We start from the raw sequence: 15,615 nt of genomic DNA, 5'->3' as shown, positions 1-15,615 counted from the left end.
GTCGTGTCAGCAACCCGCTCTCCAGCGGGCAAACGCCACGGCAATGTAGGGCGGATCACAGTTTTCACTACGAGATGGCCATTTGCTGCTTTATTTAGTCCGTGCAGCGCCAGCCCGCTTGCTGCCACGCATGCCGCCCCGGAAACTGTGCCGATGCGAATCGACTGGCTAAAACCGAAAAAAACCGCACCCGGCGAATTCTTTCTGCCCGAGCTGTGCCTGCCTGAAGCCTTACTGGTGCTGGTGCTGCTGGCCGAGTTGCTGGTGCTGGTGCTGGTGCTGGCCGAACCCATGCAGCCGGGCTTCAACTGGATCCGCCTGGCCCTGACCTCCTTGTTCGTGCAATGGATCGTGCTGCTCTCCGCCGGCCTGATGTGTCGCCTGCGGCCGTTGCTGGCGCGCTTGCCGGCGGCGCTTGCCGGGCTACTCTGTTGCCTGCTGGTGGTGGGTCTGACCCTGTGTTGCACGGCGGTGGCTGACTATTACGACCTGGGCGGGCCGTTGCCGCGCACCGGTGAGGTGAATCTTTACCTGCGCCATGCGCTGATAAGCCTGATCATGTCGGCGCTGCTGCTACGCTACTTCTATCTGCAGAGCCAATGGCGCCGTCAGCAGCAAGCCGAGCTGTCGGCACGGATCGAATCGTTGCAAGCGCGGATCCGTCCGCACTTTCTGTTCAATAGCCTGAACAGCATTGCCAGCCTGGTGGTGATCGATCCGTACAAAGCCGAGCAGGCGGTGCTGGATCTGTCCGACCTGTTTCGCGCCAGTCTGGCCAAGCCCGGCAGCCTGGTGCTGTGGAGCGAAGAACTGGAGCTGAGCAAGCGCTATCTTTCGATCGAACAATATCGCCTCGGCGAGCGTCTACAGTTGGAGTGGCAGGTGGACAATGTTCCGGCGGATCTGCCGATTCCGCAGCTGACCTTGCAGCCATTGTTGGAGAACGCCTTGATCTACGGTATTGCCCCACGTATCGAAGGGGGCGTGGTACGCATAGAAGCAGATTACAAAGACGGGGTGTTCCAGCTGTGTGTCAGCAACCCCTATGAGGAGGGCAGTGAGCACAAACCCTCTCGTGGTACACATCAAGCGTTGGTGAATATAGATGCGCGTCTTGCGGCACTTTTTGGCCCAAGAGCGAGTCTCAGCGTGGATCGCCGTGACGGGCGCCACTTCACCTGTCTACGCTATCCTTGTGCGAGACTCACGCAGGAAGCCCGAGCAATATGAATGTCCTGATCGTCGATGATGAACCCCTAGCCCGCGAGCGCCTCAGCCGTATGGTCGGTGAGCTCGATGGTTACCGAGTGTTGGAGCCCAGTGCCAGCAATGGCGAAGAGGCGTTGACCCTGATCGATAGTCTTAAACCCGATGTGGTGTTGCTCGACATTCGCATGCCGGGTCTGGACGGCTTGCAGGTCGCCGCCAAACTCTGCGAACGCGAAGCGCCGCCGGCGGTGATCTTCTGCACCGCGCACGATGAATTTGCCATCGATGCGTTTCAGGTCAGCGCCGTCGGTTACCTGGTCAAGCCAGTACGCCCGGAGAGCCTGATCGAAGCGCTGAAAAAAGCCGAGCGGCCGAATCGTGTACAGCTGGTTGCGCTGACTCGTCCGGCCGCCGAAAGCGGCAATGGCCCGCGAACCCACATCAGTGCCCGAACCCGCAAAGGCATCGAACTGATCCCGCTGGACCAGGTGATCTATTTCATTGCCGACCACAAGTACGTCACCTTGCGTCATGAAGGTGGCGAGGTGCTGCTGGACGAGCCCCTCAAGGCGTTGGAAGACGAGTTCGGTGATCGCTTTGTGCGCATCCACCGCAATGCGCTGGTGGCCCGCGAGCGTATCGAGCGCCTGCAACGCACGCCCCTTGGGCATTTCCAGCTGTACCTCAAAGGCTTGAATGGCGATGCCCTGATCGTCAGCCGCCGCCATGTGGCCGGCGTGCGCAAGCTGATGAACAACCTCTGACGTCGCCCGCCTGATTGGCTGCTGCGGCAGCTGGTCGCCCTGACGGCGGGTGCACCACCCGCGCGGCTGCCTTACTATGCGCGGGTTAATTCCGTTCGAGAGCCGTCATGTCGTCCCGCGAAATCCGCATCGCCACCCGCAAAAGTGCCCTGGCCCTCTGGCAGGCTGAATACGTCAAAGCCAGCCTGGAAGCGGCCCATCCCGGGCTGATCGTCAGCCTGGTGCCCATGGTCAGTCGCGGCGACAAGCTGCTCGACTCGCCGCTGTCGAAAATCGGCGGCAAGGGGCTGTTCGTCAAAGAGTTGGAAACCGCGCTGCTGGAAAACGAAGCCGACATCGCCGTGCACTCGATGAAAGATGTGCCGATGGATTTCCCCGAAGGCCTGGGCCTGTACTGTATCTGCGAGCGCGAAGACCCGCGCGACGCCTTCGTCTCCAACACTTACGAAAGCCTGGAAGCCTTGCCGCAAGGCGCGGTGGTCGGTACTTCCAGCCTGCGCCGCCAGACTCAGTTGCTAGCCCTGCGTCCGGATCTGCAAATCAATTTTCTGCGTGGCAACGTCAACACCCGCCTGGCCAAGCTCGATGCCGGCGAGTACGACGCGATCATCCTCGCCGCCGCCGGCCTGATCCGTCTGGGCTTCGCTGACCGCATCCGTTCCAGCATCAGTGTGATCGATAGCCTGCCCGCCGGTGGCCAGGGCGCGGTCGGCATCGAATGCCGCAGCGCCGATCGTGAAATTCATGCCCTGCTTGAGCCTCTGCACCACCACGAAACCGCCCTGCGGGTGAAGGCCGAGCGCGCCCTGAACAAGCACCTGAATGGCGGCTGCCAAGTGCCTATCGCCTGCTACGCCGAGTTGCAAGGCGAGCAACTGTGGCTGCGTGGTCTGGTCGGCCAGCCGGACGGCGGGCTGCTACTGCGCGCCGAAGCCACCGGCTCGGTGAAAGACCCACAAGCCCTCGGCGTGGGTGTGGCCGAAGACCTGCTGCGCCAGGGCGCTGCCGCCATTCTGCAAGCCGTTTACGGTGAGGCTAAGCCCGAGTGACGGGCTGGCGGTTGCTGCTCACCCGCCCGGCAGAAGAGTGCGCCGCCTTGGCTGCGACGCTTGCCGAGCAGGGTGTGTTCAGCAGCAGCCTGCCCTTGCTGGACATCCTGCCCCTCGCCGAAACCCCGGAACACATCGCTATCGCGCAGCGCCTCGAACGCTATTGCGCGGTGATTGTCGTCAGCAAGCCTGCGGCGCGCTTGGGCCTGCAGCTGCTCACGCGCTTTTGGCCACAGCTGCCGGCGAAGCAACCCTGGTTCAGTGTCGGTGCCGCCACCGGACAACTGCTCGCCGAGCACGGTGTGTCTGTGAGCTACCCCCCTCAGGGTGACGACAGCGAAGCCTTGCTCGCCCTTCCGGAACTGCAACAGGCCTTGGCTAACGTGGCAGCGCCGCAGGTTTTGATTGTACGCGGGGAGGGTGGCCGCGAAGCCCTGGCCGAGCGCTTGCGCGGCCAAGGTGTGAGAGTCGATTATCTGCAACTCTATCGCCGCCAACTGCCGCACTATGATGCCGGTACCTTGCCCGCGCGCGTTCAAGCTGAACGCTTGAATGCGCTGGTGGTCAGCAGTGGGCAGGGTTTGCAGCACTTGCTGACATTGGCCGGGACTGACTGGCCGGCGTTGGCGCAGCTACCCTTGTTTGTACCGAGCCCGCGGGTTGCCGAGCTGGCAACTGCCGCTGGCGCTCGTGCGGTTGTGGACTGTCGTGGTGCGAGTGCCGCGGCGTTGCTGGCAGCGTTGCGCGGATATACCGCCGCTGCCCTCTGATGCACAGGACGGATACGTGAGCGAAGCAACCTCCCCGAAAGATGACACCCAGCCCGCGCTGAGCGCGCCCATTCCTCCGCGCGTCGAGCCGCTGGCCAGCCCTGCGCCCAAGGGCCGCGGTAATGGCCTGGCGGCGCTGGCTTTGCTGATTGGCGCGGCCGGCGTCGCGGTGGGCGGCTGGAGTGTCTGGCAAGTACGCCTGCTGCAAGGTCAGGATCAACAACAGCTGTCGCAGTTGGAGCAAACCCGCAGTCAGGCACAGCAGTTGGCGCAGCGCGAGCAGGGCCTGACCGAGCGCCTCGCGGCGCTGCCAGACCCGCAGGAGCTGGAAAACCGTCGACGCTTGCTGGCGCAGTTGCAGGGTGATCAGCAGCACCTCAGCCAGCGCGTCGAAAGCGTGTTGGGCGCCAGCCGCCAGGATTGGCGTCTGGCTGAGGCTGAGCATCTTCTGCGTTTGGCCGCGCTGCGTCTGTCTGCCTTGCAGGACGTTGGCAGCGCCACCGTGCTGGTGCAGGGCGCTGACGAAATTCTTCGCGATCAGGACGACTCCGCGTCTTACGCCGCCCGCGAGCAACTGGCGAAAACCCTGGTGGCCTTGCGCGGCATCACCGCCCTGGACCGCACCGGACTGTTCCTGCAACTGGGCGCCATGCGTGAACAGGCGGCACAGTTGAGCACCCTGGTGCCGGCTTTCAGCAGCAAAGGCGAGCAAGTCAATTTCGCCGCCGAGGGTGATGGCCAAGGCTGGTGGGCGGAGTGGCTGGAAAAACTTTCGCGCTACATCCGCATCGACTTCCATGCCGACCAGAATGTGCGTCCGCTGCTGGCGGGGCAAAGCCTGACGCAAGTGCGCCTGGCCCTGACCCTCGCGTTGGAGCAAGCGCAATGGGCGGCTCTTAACGGGAAGCCCGAAGTCTATCGCCAGGCCCTGACCCAGGCGCGCAATGTGCTGGAAAGCTACTTCAACGTGGAAAACCCGGACAGCCAGGCGCTGCTCGCGCGCATCAACGAGCTGGTGAGTCAGCCGGTCGCCGTGGCGATGCCTGACCTGACGGCGGCTACCGATGCAGTGCGTGCCTATGTGCAGCGCCGCGAGAACGCCAGCCAGAAATTGCAGGACGAAAAACAATCGCAGAGCGACCAGCCGGCGGCTGAGGACGATCTGGAGGAAGTCAGCCCATGAGACGTGTGCTGCTGATTATCCTGCTGCTGATTGCGGCGAGTGTGCTGATTGGTCTGGCGGTGGTTGAGCACCCGGGCTACGTACTGATCGCCTACAAAAACTTCCGCTACGAATCGAGTCTGTGGGCGGCTGTGGCTCTGATTGCCGTGGTGTGTCTGGCGGTGTACCTGCTGCGCCTGTTGCTGAGCTTGGTGTTCGTCTCGGGCGGGGTGGTCAATCCCTGGTCGCGGCGTAACCGCAAACGTCGCGTGCAACTGGCCTCTGAACAAGGCTTGCTGGATCTTGCCGAGGGTCGTTGGGCCCGTGCCGTGCGCCACCTGCAACGGGCTGCCGATGGCGACCAGCAACCGCTGATTTATTACCTCGGTGCGGCACGTGCGGCCAATGAACTGGGCGAGTATGAACAGAGCGATGGCTTTCTGGAGAAAGCCCTGGAACGTCAGCCCCATGCTGAGCTGGCCATCGCCTTGGCGCATGCCGAACTTCAGCAAGCGCGCGGGCAAACCGAGGCGGCACTGGAAACCTTGCAGGTGATGCGTGAGCGGCATCCGCACCATCGCCAGGTGCTCAAACATTTGCAGCAGGTGCATCAGCAGCGCGGCGATTGGCCGGCGGTGATTGCGCTGTTGCCGGACCTGCGCAAAGACAAAGTGCTCGGCGATGCCGAACTCAGCGCCCTGGAACAGCAAGCCTGGAGTGCTCGCCTGGCGAGTGCTGCCAGCGAAGGGCTGAACAACGGCGAAATCGCCTTGCAACCGCTGACGCAGGCCTGGCAACACCTGTCGAAAAGCCAGCGCAGCGAACCGCAACTGGTCGCGGTGTATGCCCAGCAGCTGCACGCATTAGGCGCGCCGGAGGAAGCTGAAGAGGTGCTGCGCGCGGCCATCGCCCGCCAGTACGACAGCCGCTTGGCGGAGCTCTATGGCCAAGTGCGTGGGCGAGATCTGGCCAAACAACTGCAGACCGCCGAAGGCTGGCTGAAAGCCAATGCCAGCGATCCGTTGTTGCTGCTCTGCCTGGGCCGCTTGTGCTTGCAGAACCGCTTGTGGGGCAAGGCGCGCGAGTACTTCGAAAGCAGTCTGAGTTTTGCCCGCAGCCCGCAGGCGTGTGCCGAATTGGCGCGGCTGTTGGCGCAGCAGGGCGAGTTGGAACGCAGCAACGAGCTGTTTCAGGAAAGCCTCGGCTTGCTCGATCAGCACTTGCCGAGCTTGCCATTGCCGGAAGCGGTCAGCGCCTGATCCGTCTGCGACGTTTTGTCCCGCAGGCTTGGCGCCGCACCTTCCGGCAGCCTGCGGTAACGGACGTGCGGTGCCAGAAGGCCGATGGTTGCCGCCTGGCACTGGCTTGTAAGGCGTAGGCGCTTTCCTCTAACGTACCGCCTTTCTTTGCCTCCTCCGGAGTTGTCATGTCGCTGGCTAGCCCGCGTTCGCTGTTCTTCCTCGCCTTCCTCGCCTGCGTTGCCATGATGGGCGGCGCGTTGTACCTCGAACACGTAGTCGGCCTGGAACCTTGCCCGCTGTGCATCGTGCAGCGCCTGTGCGTGATCGGCTTCGGCGTGTTCTGTTTGCTCGCGGCTTTGCACAACCCGGGGCGTGGCGGCCGTCGTGCGTATTCGGTTCTAACCTTTGTGGCCTCTGGCGCTGGCGCGGCCGCCGCGATCCGGCAGATCTGGTTGCAGAACACGCCGCCTGATCCGATGGCCTCGTGCATGCCGACCAACTTCGACTACATGCTGCAAGCGCTTCCGTTCCAGAAGTTCGTCGCCTGGGTGCTGCACGGCACCGCCGATTGCGCCGAGGTGAGCTGGACCCTGTTCGGCATGAGCCTGCCGGAGTGGTGCCTGTTGGCCTTTATCGGCATGCTGATTTTCTCCGCTTACCAGTTCTTCCGCCGCGCCTGAGGCCTGCTCCTGCAGCGGCTCAAGGTCGCTGCCTCGCCGCCGTGTGCATTTGCTCAGGCCAAGCTGCATGCGGCATTCGGATCAAACGCTCGTATGAAACTTTCTCTCCCGGTGCCTTGTAGGCGCTAGCGGGCGGGCATAATCTGGCCAGCACAAAGCGTCGGTAAAATGCCGTTGTAAAGCGCCGGATGACAAAAAACCGTCTCGGAGCAGACGTATAACAGCATTACGATCAAGGGGAGTGAAGTCATCATGCTCGAGAGCTGTCAGAACGCCCAAGAACGCTGGGGTGGGGTTCATCTGTTAATCGACCGTTGGCTGCAAGAGCGTCATGAGCTGGTGCGCAGTTTTGACGCGCTGCATGACGAGGGTGCAACGCCTGCGACCAACGAACAGGCCCGGCAACATTTCTGCGAGGTGTTGGTGGACTACGTTTCCGCTGGCCACTTCGAGGTCTACGAACAGTTGACCAATGAGGCCAAAGCATTCGGCGATGAGCGCGGTCTGGAATTGGCCAAGCAGATCTACCCACGCATTGAAGCCATTACCGAAGTGGCGCTGGCCTTCAATGATCGTTGTGACAAAGGTGACTGCAGCGATGCAGTGGCCGTGGCAGCCGAACTGAAACGCCTGGGGCAATTGCTTCACGAGCGTTTCGAGTTGGAAGACTGCCTGATCGAAGTGCTGCACAACGCCCATCAGCAGCAGACCGCGCCCGCGGTGTAAGGCTGCCCGAGAGGCCGCTGCTCAGTCGGCGGCCTCCACCAATTCCAATTCAAATACCAGGGGTGAGTAGGGCGCGATCAGGTCGCCAGCCCCCTCGGCGCCATAGGCTTGTGCCGACGGAATCACCAACCGCCATTTGCTGCCCACGGGCATTTCCTGCAAGGCAATTCGCCAACCGGTAATCACGCTGTCGAGCTTGAACCAGGTCGGCGTAGCGCTTTCATCAAACACACTGCCATCGGCAAAGCGTCCCACGTATTTCACCCGCACACGGCCATTGGCGCTTGGCTTCTTGCCTTGTCCGCGCAACAGTTCGCTGTACAGCACACCGCCGGCCAATTCGTGTACGCCGGCTTTGGCTTTTTCATTGACCATAAAACGCGTCTCGGCCTGCACGGCTTTCTGATCGTCCCGTGGCGCGGCGGCCTGCTTGGCTTCGTGGTCGGCGAGTAGTTGTTCCATGCGCTTGGCATCGAGCTGCAACGGCTCGCCGCGGTAGGCTTGGCGCAGTCCGTCGAGCAGTGCCTGGAGCTGCAAGTCGGGGACTTCTTCGCGCAAACGTTGGCCCAGTTTTACCCCGAGGCTATAGGCCAGATCGTGTTGGTTTTCTTCGGCGTGAACAGAAGTTGCGAGCAAAAAAAACAGCAGAAAAAAGCAACGCGACATGGGCGTTCTCCGAGCGACAAGTGCGGCGATTATGCCAGCCCTTATCGCAGAACTGGCGAGTGGCGAAACACCCGGCTAGTATGGGCCGCACCAACGTTCGCCAGGAGGCGCGTCATGTCGGCCAATAAGAAATCGGTAACTACTCCTTTGCATCTGCTGCAGCAGCTTTCCCAAAGCCTGCTGGATCATCTCGAAAGTGCTTGTTCCCAGGCTTTGGTCGACGCTGAAAAGCTGCTCGCCAAACTGGAAAAACAACGCGGCAAAGCCCAGGAAAAACTGCACGACGCTCGCAGCTTGCTGCAAGCGGCAACCACTGCAGGCAAGAACAAAGCGCAGGCCAAAGCCAAGAAAGCCGTGGGCGAATTGGAAACCCTGCTCGACACCCTCAAAGCCAGCCAGGCTGAGACGCGCAACTACATCGTGCAACTCAAGCGTGATGCCCAGGAAAGCCTGAAATTGGCCCAAGGTGTTGGCAAGGTTAAAGAGTCGGTTGCCAAGACATTGGCCGCTCGCAGCGCCGCACCAAAACCGGTTGCCGCCAAACCGGCTGCCAAGCCTGCCGCTGCAAAAGCAGCTGCCAAGCCAGCCGCAAAACCTGCTGCGAAAGCCCCGGCCAAAGCCGCTGCAAAAGCACCTGCCAAGGCTGCTGCTAAACCCGCTGCCAAAGCACCGGTGAAAGCTGCCGCCAAACCTGCTGCTGCCAAAGCACCGGCCAAGGCCGCTGCCAAACCAGCGGCAAAAGCACCCGCCAAAGCCGCTGCTAAGCCAGCCGCCAAGCCTGCTGCAAAAGCCCCGGTAAAAGCAGCGGCTAAACCCGCAGCAAAACCGGCTGCCAAACCAGCGGCAAAACCAGCCGTGAAAGCCGCTGCCAAACCAGTCGCTAAACCAGCAGCGAAACCTGCTGCCGCAAAAGCTCCGGCAAAAGTCGCTGCCAAACCAGCGGCCAAACCAGCTGCCAAAGCCCCGGTAAAAGCAGCCGCTAAACCGGTTGCCAAGCCAGCGGCAAAACCGGCGGTGAAAGCTGCAGCCAAACCTGCCGCAGCGAAACCCGCTGTAGCGGCCAAGCCTGCCGTCGCCAAACCAGCCGCTGCTAAACCGGCCGCCAAGCCCGCCGCAAAACCTGCTGCTAAGCCAGCGGCCAAACCAGCCGTTGCTGCCAAGCCTGCTGCCCCGGTAAAACCGGCTGCTGCTTCAGCACCGGTCGCTGCACCTGCTGCTCCGGCTGCCGCTGCTCCGGCACCTGTCACCAACGACAGCGGCGTTCCAAGCGCTTCCTAAGTGTGAGTGATCGCGACGCGCAGCAAGTCCAGCGCGTCGCGATCATGCTGGCCGGCCACCGCGGTCAACCAGTCCTCTTGCGTTTCACCCTTCAGCCAGCTGTCCACCGCCTCTTGCAGGCGCTCCAGTAGCTGCCGCTCGGCTTGTAACTCCACACTCTTGATCTGTTCGCGCAAGGCACGCAGCCCTTCGTTGTGGCCGGCTGCTTCGCGCCAGCCTTGGCGTAGCTGGCGCAATGGCGTGATCACCTCTCGCTGCCAGGGCTCGGCCAGTTCACTTAAGGCGGCGGCGCGCGCCGGCGTACAGGCAACGCCACACTGTTGCAGCCAAGCCGCACACAGCAGCAGGCAAACATCGGCACCCTGTTGTTGCAAGCGCAGGCAGGCGGCTTCGATGCCGGGGCGTGCGTAGAAGGTCAGGGCGAAACTCCACAGGTCAGAGGACATGGTGCTTTCCAGGCGATTTGCGAACGAAGCTGGTAGACTCCGCCGCCATTATGATCCGACTACAAAACCTCACTCTACAGCGTGGCCCGCAGCGTTTGTTGGAAGACGCCGAGCTCACCCTGCACGCCGGCCAGAAAGCCGGTCTCATCGGTGCCAACGGCGCCGGCAAATCCAGCCTGTTTGCCCTGCTGCGCGGTGAGCTGACGCCCGACTCCGGCAACTGCTTCCTGCCCGCCGATTGGCGTATCGCCCATATGCGCCAGGAAGTCGATGAGGTCGATCGTATCGCCGTCGACTATGTGCTCGATGGTGATCTGCGCTTGCGCCAGGTACAACAGGACCTGGCCGCCGCCGAAACTGCCCACGACGGTGCCGCGCAGGCGCGTTTGCATGCCGAGCTGGACTCCGCCGACGGCTATACCGCCGATGCCCGTGCGCGCAAATTGCTCGCCGGTCTGGGTTTCAGCAACGAACAGATGGACCGCTCGGTTGGCAGTTTTTCCGGTGGCTGGCGCATGCGCCTGAACCTGGCGCAGGCGCTGATGTGCCCCTCCGATCTGCTGCTGCTCGACGAACCGACCAACCACTTGGATCTCGACGCCATCCTGTGGCTGGAGGAGTGGCTGAAAAGCTACCCCGGCACCATGCTGCTGATTTCTCACGATCGCGATTTTCTCGATGCCGTGGTCGACCATGTGGCCCATGTCGATCAGCGCAAGCTGACCCTTTATCGCGGCGGCTACAGCGCCTTCGAACGCGCCCGCGCCGAACGTCTGGCCCAGCAACAACAGGCCTACGAGAAGCAGCAGGCGCAGCGCGCGCACATGGAAAAATACATCGCCCGCTTCAAGGCGCAGGCAACCAAGGCGCGCCAGGCCCAGAGCCGGATCAAGGCGCTGGAGCGCATGGAAGAGTTGTCCGCTGCCCATGTCGACTCGCCCTTCGACTTCACCTTCCGTGAAGCCGACAAGATTTCCAGCCCGCTGCTGAACCTCTCCGATGGCCGCCTGGGCTATGGCGACAAGGTGGTGTTGGATAAAGCCAAATTGGGCCTGGTGCCCGGCGCACGGATCGGTTTGCTCGGCCCTAACGGCGCGGGTAAATCGACCCTGATCAAGACCCTGGTCGGCGAGCTGCCGGTCATTGGCGGGCGCCTGGTGCGCGGCGAGAACCTGGCGGTGGGCTACTTTGCCCAGCACCAGCTGGACTCGCTGGACAACAAGGCCAGCCCTTTGCTGCACTTCCAGCGCGTGGCACCGACCGAGCGTGAACAGACGCTGCGCGACTTCCTCGGTGGCTTCGACTTCCGTGGCCCGCGTTGCGATGAGCCGGTGCTGAATTTCTCCGGCGGCGAAAAAGCCCGCTTGGCCCTGGCGCTGATTGCCTGGGAAAAACCCAACCTGCTGCTGCTCGACGAGCCGACCAACCACCTCGACCTGGAAATGCGCCTGGCCCTGACCATGGCCCTGCAGGAATTCGAAGGAGCCGTGGTGGTGGTGTCCCACGATCGACACTTGCTCAAGAGCACCACCGACGAATTTCTGCTGGTCGCCGAAGGGCGCATTCAGGAGTTCGACGGCGATCTGGACGACTATGCTCGTTGGTTAGTCGACTACCGCGCGCGCCAGGCACCGGTCAGCGCCAGTACGTCGGCCGCCGACAAAACTGATAAACGCGCTCAGCGCCAAGCGGCTGCGGCGCTGCGCCAGCAGTTGGCACCGCACAAGCGGGAAGCGGAAAAGCTGGAAAAAGAGTTGGGCCAGTTGCACGAAAAGCTGGCGAAAGTGGAAGAGCGGTTGGGCGATGCGGCGATTTATGAAACATCGCGTAAAGACGAATTACGCGATCTTCTTGCCGAACAAGCGAAAATGAAGGCCCGTGAAGGCGAGCTGGAAGAGGCCTGGATGCTGGCGCTGGAACACCTGGAAAGCCTCGAGCAACAACTGGCCCAGGTCGACTAAGGCTTTGAACCTCGCGGGTTCTATCTACCCCTTTTGAGGCAACACTATGGAATGGCTAATGAGTCCAGAGATCTGGATCGCGTTTGCGACCCTGACCGCTTTGGAAATCGTCCTTGGCATCGACAACATCATTTTCATCTCGATTCTGGTCAGCCGGCTGCCCATCGAGCAACAACCCAAGGCTCGGTTCTTCGGCCTGGCCCTGGCCATGGGTACGCGGATTCTGCTGTTGCTGTCGATCACCTGGGTGATGCGCCTGACCGCAGACCTGTTCACCATGTTCGAGCAAGGCATCTCCGGGCGTGACCTGATCCTGTTCTTCGGTGGCCTGTTCCTGCTGTTCAAGAGTACCGCCGAGATTTACCACGGCCTGGAAGGCGCGGAAGAAGAGGCCAAGGCTGGTGGCAAGGTGTATGGCTTCATGGGGATCATCACGCAGATCGCCATCATCGACATCATCTTCTCACTGGACTCGGTGATCACCGCCGTGGGCCTGGTGCAGCACGTGCCAGTGATGATTGCCGCCATCGTGATTTCGGTGGGCGTGATGATGCTGTCGGCCAGCACTATCAGTGCCTATATCGACAAGCACCCGTCGCTGAAGATGCTCGCCCTGTCGTTCCTGATCGTGGTCGGTACTGTGCTGATCGCCGAAGCCTTCGAAGTGCATGTGCCGAAGGGCTACGTCTACTTCGCCATGGCCTTCTCGCTGGCGGTGGAAGCCATCAACATCAAGATGCGCACCGCCCGTGCCCGGGCGGCGAACAAGGATATTGAGCCGGTGCACCTGCGCAAGAACAGCCCGGACGCCTAAGCGGCTTCTGTGCTCCTCAACTGTGTGGCGACTGTGCTAGTCAGTCGCCACACAGCGCGTTACCGTAAGCGCCCCCCTTCTTTCTGAGGTTCGCAGCCATGCTGCTCGAAACCTGGTTGGCGTTTTTCGTGGCCTGTTGGCTTATCAGTCTTTCCCCCGGTGCAGGCGCGATTGCCTCGATGTCGGCTGGCCTGCAATACGGTTTCTGGCGCGGCTATTGGAATGCCCTGGGCCTGCAGTTGGGCCTGGCGTTGCAGATCGCCATCGTTGCCGCGGGCGTCGGTGCCATCCTGTCGGCCTCGGAGCTGGCCTTCAGCTTGATCAAGTGGTTCGGCGTGTTCTACTTGGTGTTCCTCGGCATCAAGCAGTGGCGCGCACTGCCCAGCAACCTGGCCGATGAAGCCGCAGAACGACCGACTGGCCGCCCCCTGAGTTTGGTGCTGCGCGGTTTTCTGGTGAACGTCAGCAACCCCAAAGCCGTGGTGTTCATGCTCGCGGTGCTGCCGCAGTTCATCGACCCCAAAGCACCGCAGCTGATGCAGTACCTGACCATGGGCGCGACCATGATTACGGTCGATCTGATCGTGATGGCCGGCTACACCGGCTTGGCTTCCAAGGTCCTGCGGCTGCTGCGCACACCGCGTCAGCAGCGGTTGATGAACCGTACCTTCGGCGCGCTGTTCGTGGGCGCAGCCGCTTTGTTGGCCAATGTCCGCCGAGTGGCAAGCTGATTTAGCTTCGTCGCTTGAGCTTCTTTTAACGGCGTGATCGGTTCAGATCGCGCCGTTTTTATTTGTATTTCGTTGCAGGCTTCGAGTGAGTCTATCGGCTCGATGAAGTAAAGCTTTGTTACAAGACTTGAGTGAGAACGTTAGGAAGGTAACAATGTCTTCCATTCTTATTTGGGATGGAATCATGTTTGCCTCTCCCCGCTTGTTGCTGTGCCTTCTCTCGCTGCTGTCCGTTTTTAGCCTGAACGTATTTGCTGACCCGGTGGAAGGAACCGCCCAAGCCATTCATTTTCTCGACTACATCGGCGCTGATTACGCCGACGCGGTGAATGCCGGCCAGGTAAGCAATAGCGATAGCTACCAGAAACAACTCGACGCCCTGAGCAGTCTGCAAGGCTTGATCCTGGCCCTGCCGGCCCGCCCGCAACGTGGCGACATCGAGCAAGGCGTCAGCGCCCTGCACGACGCCATTGCCCAACACCAGGACGCCGCTGTGGTCAGCCGCCAGGCCCGTCTGGTCAGCGCCCAAGTGGCGGCGGCCTATGAAGTCAGCCAGGCGCCGGTAATCACGCCAGACCCGACTCGCGGCGCGCCGATCTACGCCCAGCAATGCGCGGTCTGCCATGGCGACGCCGGCCTCGGTGACGGCCCGGCCGGGATCGGCCTGGAGCCCGCTCCATCGAACTTCACCGATGCCAAACGCCTGGGCCGCCTGAGCCTGTACGACCTGTACGGCGCCACTACCCTGGGTATCGAAGGCACCGACATGCCGGCTTTCGCCGACCAGTTGGATGAGCGTCAGCGTTGGGACCTGGCGGTGTATATCGCCAGCTTCAGCGCCGCAGCGCCTGCTGCTGCTCCGGCCGCTGCCGATGGCGCCAAGGCGAAAACCTTCGACCTGGCCGAACTGGCCCGTCAGACCCCGGACGAAATTGCCGCCACCCAAGGCGAGCCCGCTGCTGCCTTGTTCCGCAGCCAGCGCGCCCAGCCACCGGTGGTGCAGCGTGGTCCGCAGCAACTGCTCGACTACACCAGCGTGACCCTCGACAAGAGCCTGGCCGCCTACGGCAGTGGCGACCATGACCAGGCCTACGACCTGTCGGTAGCCGCCTACCTGGAAGGCTTCGAGCTGGTGGAAAGCTCGCTCGACAACGTCGACGCGCAGGTGCGTAAAGACACCGAAAAAGCCCTGATGGCCTACCGTCAATCGCTGCAGGACGGCTTGCCGCTGGAGCAGGCCAAAGAGAAGCTGGAGTTCGCCAAAGGCAAGCTGCAGGAGTCGGCCAAGCTGTTGGGCAGCGATGGCCTGAGCCAGTCGCTGAGCTTTATTTCGGCCCTGCTGATTCTGCTGCGCGAAGGCCTGGAAGCGATTCTGGTACTGGCAGCGATTCTGGCCTTCCTGCGCAACACCGGGCAGCAATCGGCTGAGCGCAGTGTGCACATCGGCTGGGGCCTGGCGATGGTGGCTGGGGTCTTCACCTGGGCGGCCGCGGCCTACCTGTTCGACGTCAGCGGTGCCCAGCGTGAGTTGCTAGAAGGCTGCACCGCGTTGTTCGCCGCCGTGATGGTGCTGTGGCTTGGGGTGTGGATGCACGACCGCCGTCATGCTGCTGCCTGGCAGGACTACATCAAGAGCAGTCTGGTGGGTGGCGGTGGCCGTTTCGGCTTCGCCATGCTGGCGTTCTTCTCGGTGTACCGTGAGCTGTTCGAAGTGATCCTGTTCTACGAAACCCTGTGGCTGCAAGCCGGCCCTGCCGGGCATAGCGCCGTGTTGGGCGGTGCGCTTGCGGCCTGTGTGCTGCTGGTCGGCCTGGCCTGGGTGATTCTGCGTGGTTCGGCACGCTTGCCGCTGGGCCTGTTCTTCGGCATCAACGCCGCGCTGCTCTGCGCCCTGTCGGTGGTCTTTGCTGGCCACGGGGTTAAGGCGCTGCAGGAAGCCGGCGTGTTCGGTACGCACCCGGTGCCGTTCATTGAGTTCGAGTGGCTGGGCGTGCACGCCGACCTGTACTCGTTGTCGGCCCAGGCCATCGCGCTGATAGCCATCGCGATTCTCTATGGCCGCAGCTTCGTCACCGCTAAGGGCCGGCAGCAGGCGCCCAGCGCCAACTGACGGTCGCC

Annotated in this window: 15 protein-coding genes; 13 read left to right on the top strand and 2 right to left on the bottom strand. The window is 62.2% G+C overall.

Annotation, left to right across the window (positions count from 1 at the left end; genetic code table 11):
* Positions 1-153: 153 nt before the first annotated feature.
* The 8 genes from C8K61_RS19670 (at position 154) to rsd (ending at position 7,601) form a co-directional block, all read left to right on the top strand.
* Positions 154-1,230 carry a sensor histidine kinase gene (locus C8K61_RS19670; protein ID WP_108097983.1) on the top strand — a complete coding sequence of 359 codons (1,077 nt, stop codon included), beginning with the start codon at positions 154-156 and terminating at the stop codon, positions 1,228-1,230.
* Positions 1,227-1,973: a LytTR family DNA-binding domain-containing protein gene (locus C8K61_RS19665; RefSeq protein ID WP_108097982.1), complete on the top strand. Its 747-nt coding sequence runs from the start codon at positions 1,227-1,229 to the stop codon at positions 1,971-1,973. Before C8K61_RS19670 ends, C8K61_RS19665 begins: the two co-directional genes overlap by 4 nt.
* 107 nt (positions 1,974-2,080) lie before the next feature.
* Positions 2,081-3,022: a hydroxymethylbilane synthase gene (gene hemC, locus C8K61_RS19660; protein WP_108097981.1), complete on the top strand. Its 942-nt coding sequence runs from the start codon at positions 2,081-2,083 to the stop codon at positions 3,020-3,022.
* Positions 3,019-3,792 carry a uroporphyrinogen-III synthase gene (locus C8K61_RS19655; protein ID WP_108097980.1) on the top strand — a complete coding sequence of 258 codons (774 nt, stop codon included), beginning with the start codon at positions 3,019-3,021 and terminating at the stop codon, positions 3,790-3,792. Before hemC ends, C8K61_RS19655 begins: the two co-directional genes overlap by 4 nt.
* A gap of 16 nt (positions 3,793-3,808) precedes the next feature.
* Positions 3,809-4,975, top strand: coding sequence for a uroporphyrinogen-III C-methyltransferase (locus C8K61_RS19650; RefSeq protein WP_108097979.1), 1,167 nt, complete (start codon positions 3,809-3,811; stop codon positions 4,973-4,975).
* Positions 4,972-6,213 (top strand): heme biosynthesis HemY N-terminal domain-containing protein, encoded by a 1,242-nt coding sequence (locus C8K61_RS19645; protein WP_108097978.1) that lies wholly within the window; start codon positions 4,972-4,974, stop codon positions 6,211-6,213. Before C8K61_RS19650 ends, C8K61_RS19645 begins: the two co-directional genes overlap by 4 nt.
* 167 nt (positions 6,214-6,380) lie before the next feature.
* The gene (locus C8K61_RS19640; protein ID WP_108097977.1) at positions 6,381-6,875 is read left to right on the top strand and encodes a disulfide bond formation protein B; all 495 of its coding nucleotides are present in this window, start codon (positions 6,381-6,383) and stop codon (positions 6,873-6,875) included.
* Positions 6,876-7,127: 252 nt separating this feature from the next.
* Complete coding sequence (gene rsd, locus C8K61_RS19635; protein ID WP_108097976.1) at positions 7,128-7,601, top strand: sigma D regulator; 474 nt, start codon at positions 7,128-7,130, stop codon at positions 7,599-7,601.
* Positions 7,602-7,622: 21 nt separating this feature from the next.
* Here rsd and C8K61_RS19630 read toward each other — a convergent pair whose 3' ends face one another.
* Positions 7,623-8,267, bottom strand: a complete 645-nt coding sequence (locus C8K61_RS19630) for an FKBP-type peptidyl-prolyl cis-trans isomerase (RefSeq protein WP_108097975.1) — start codon at positions 8,265-8,267, stop codon at positions 7,623-7,625.
* 114 nt (positions 8,268-8,381) lie between these two features.
* Between C8K61_RS19630 and C8K61_RS19625 the strand changes: the two genes are divergently transcribed.
* Positions 8,382-9,545 (top strand): AlgP family protein, encoded by a 1,164-nt coding sequence (locus C8K61_RS19625; protein ID WP_108097974.1) that lies wholly within the window; start codon positions 8,382-8,384, stop codon positions 9,543-9,545.
* Here the strand turns inward: C8K61_RS19625 and C8K61_RS19620 are convergent.
* Positions 9,542-9,991 carry a TIGR02444 family protein gene (locus C8K61_RS19620; protein WP_108097973.1) on the bottom strand — a complete coding sequence of 150 codons (450 nt, stop codon included), beginning with the start codon at positions 9,989-9,991 and terminating at the stop codon, positions 9,542-9,544. The two genes, C8K61_RS19625 and C8K61_RS19620, sit on opposite strands and share 4 nt — an antisense overlap.
* A gap of 50 nt (positions 9,992-10,041) precedes the next feature.
* Here C8K61_RS19620 and C8K61_RS19615 point away from each other — a divergent pair, with 50 nt between their 5' ends.
* From C8K61_RS19615 to C8K61_RS19600, 4 genes are all read left to right on the top strand, one after another.
* Complete coding sequence (locus C8K61_RS19615; protein WP_108097972.1) at positions 10,042-11,952, top strand: ATP-binding cassette domain-containing protein; 1,911 nt, start codon at positions 10,042-10,044, stop codon at positions 11,950-11,952.
* A gap of 46 nt (positions 11,953-11,998) precedes the next feature.
* Entirely contained in the window at positions 11,999-12,766 is a 768-nt protein-coding gene (locus tag C8K61_RS19610) for a TerC family protein (RefSeq protein WP_108097971.1), read from the top strand.
* A gap of 98 nt (positions 12,767-12,864) precedes the next feature.
* Positions 12,865-13,497, top strand: a complete 633-nt coding sequence (gene rhtB / locus C8K61_RS19605) for a homoserine/homoserine lactone efflux protein (protein WP_108097970.1) — start codon at positions 12,865-12,867, stop codon at positions 13,495-13,497.
* Positions 13,498-13,681: 184 nt separating this feature from the next.
* Positions 13,682-15,607 carry an FTR1 family protein gene (locus C8K61_RS19600; protein WP_108097969.1) on the top strand — a complete coding sequence of 642 codons (1,926 nt, stop codon included), beginning with the start codon at positions 13,682-13,684 and terminating at the stop codon, positions 15,605-15,607.
* Positions 15,608-15,615 lie beyond the last annotated feature (8 nt).

This window comes from Pseudomonas sp. GV071 (genome assembly GCF_003050835.1).
GTDB lineage: Bacteria > Pseudomonadota > Gammaproteobacteria > Pseudomonadales > Pseudomonadaceae > Aquipseudomonas.
This window is presented reverse-complemented; position numbering and strand designations above follow the sequence as displayed.

Coding starts and splice junctions, on each gene's coding strand:
- C8K61_RS19670 (WP_108097983.1), top strand. CDS start 154: ATGCGAATCGACTGGCTAAAACCGAAAAAAACCGCACCCGGCGAATTC.
- C8K61_RS19665 (WP_108097982.1), top strand. CDS start 1,227: ATGAATGTCCTGATCGTCGATGATGAACCCCTAGCCCGCGAGCGCCTC.
- hemC (WP_108097981.1), top strand. CDS start 2,081: ATGTCGTCCCGCGAAATCCGCATCGCCACCCGCAAAAGTGCCCTGGCC.
- C8K61_RS19645 (WP_108097978.1), top strand. CDS start 4,972: ATGAGACGTGTGCTGCTGATTATCCTGCTGCTGATTGCGGCGAGTGTG.
- C8K61_RS19640 (WP_108097977.1), top strand. CDS start 6,381: ATGTCGCTGGCTAGCCCGCGTTCGCTGTTCTTCCTCGCCTTCCTCGCC.
- rsd (WP_108097976.1), top strand. CDS start 7,128: ATGCTCGAGAGCTGTCAGAACGCCCAAGAACGCTGGGGTGGGGTTCAT.
- C8K61_RS19630 (WP_108097975.1), bottom strand. CDS start 8,267: ATGTCGCGTTGCTTTTTTCTGCTGTTTTTTTTGCTCGCAACTTCTGTT.
- C8K61_RS19625 (WP_108097974.1), top strand. CDS start 8,382: ATGTCGGCCAATAAGAAATCGGTAACTACTCCTTTGCATCTGCTGCAG.
- C8K61_RS19620 (WP_108097973.1), bottom strand. CDS start 9,991: ATGTCCTCTGACCTGTGGAGTTTCGCCCTGACCTTCTACGCACGCCCC.
- C8K61_RS19615 (WP_108097972.1), top strand. CDS start 10,042: ATGATCCGACTACAAAACCTCACTCTACAGCGTGGCCCGCAGCGTTTG.
- C8K61_RS19610 (WP_108097971.1), top strand. CDS start 11,999: ATGGAATGGCTAATGAGTCCAGAGATCTGGATCGCGTTTGCGACCCTG.
- rhtB (WP_108097970.1), top strand. CDS start 12,865: ATGCTGCTCGAAACCTGGTTGGCGTTTTTCGTGGCCTGTTGGCTTATC.
- C8K61_RS19600 (WP_108097969.1), top strand. CDS start 13,682: ATGTTTGCCTCTCCCCGCTTGTTGCTGTGCCTTCTCTCGCTGCTGTCC.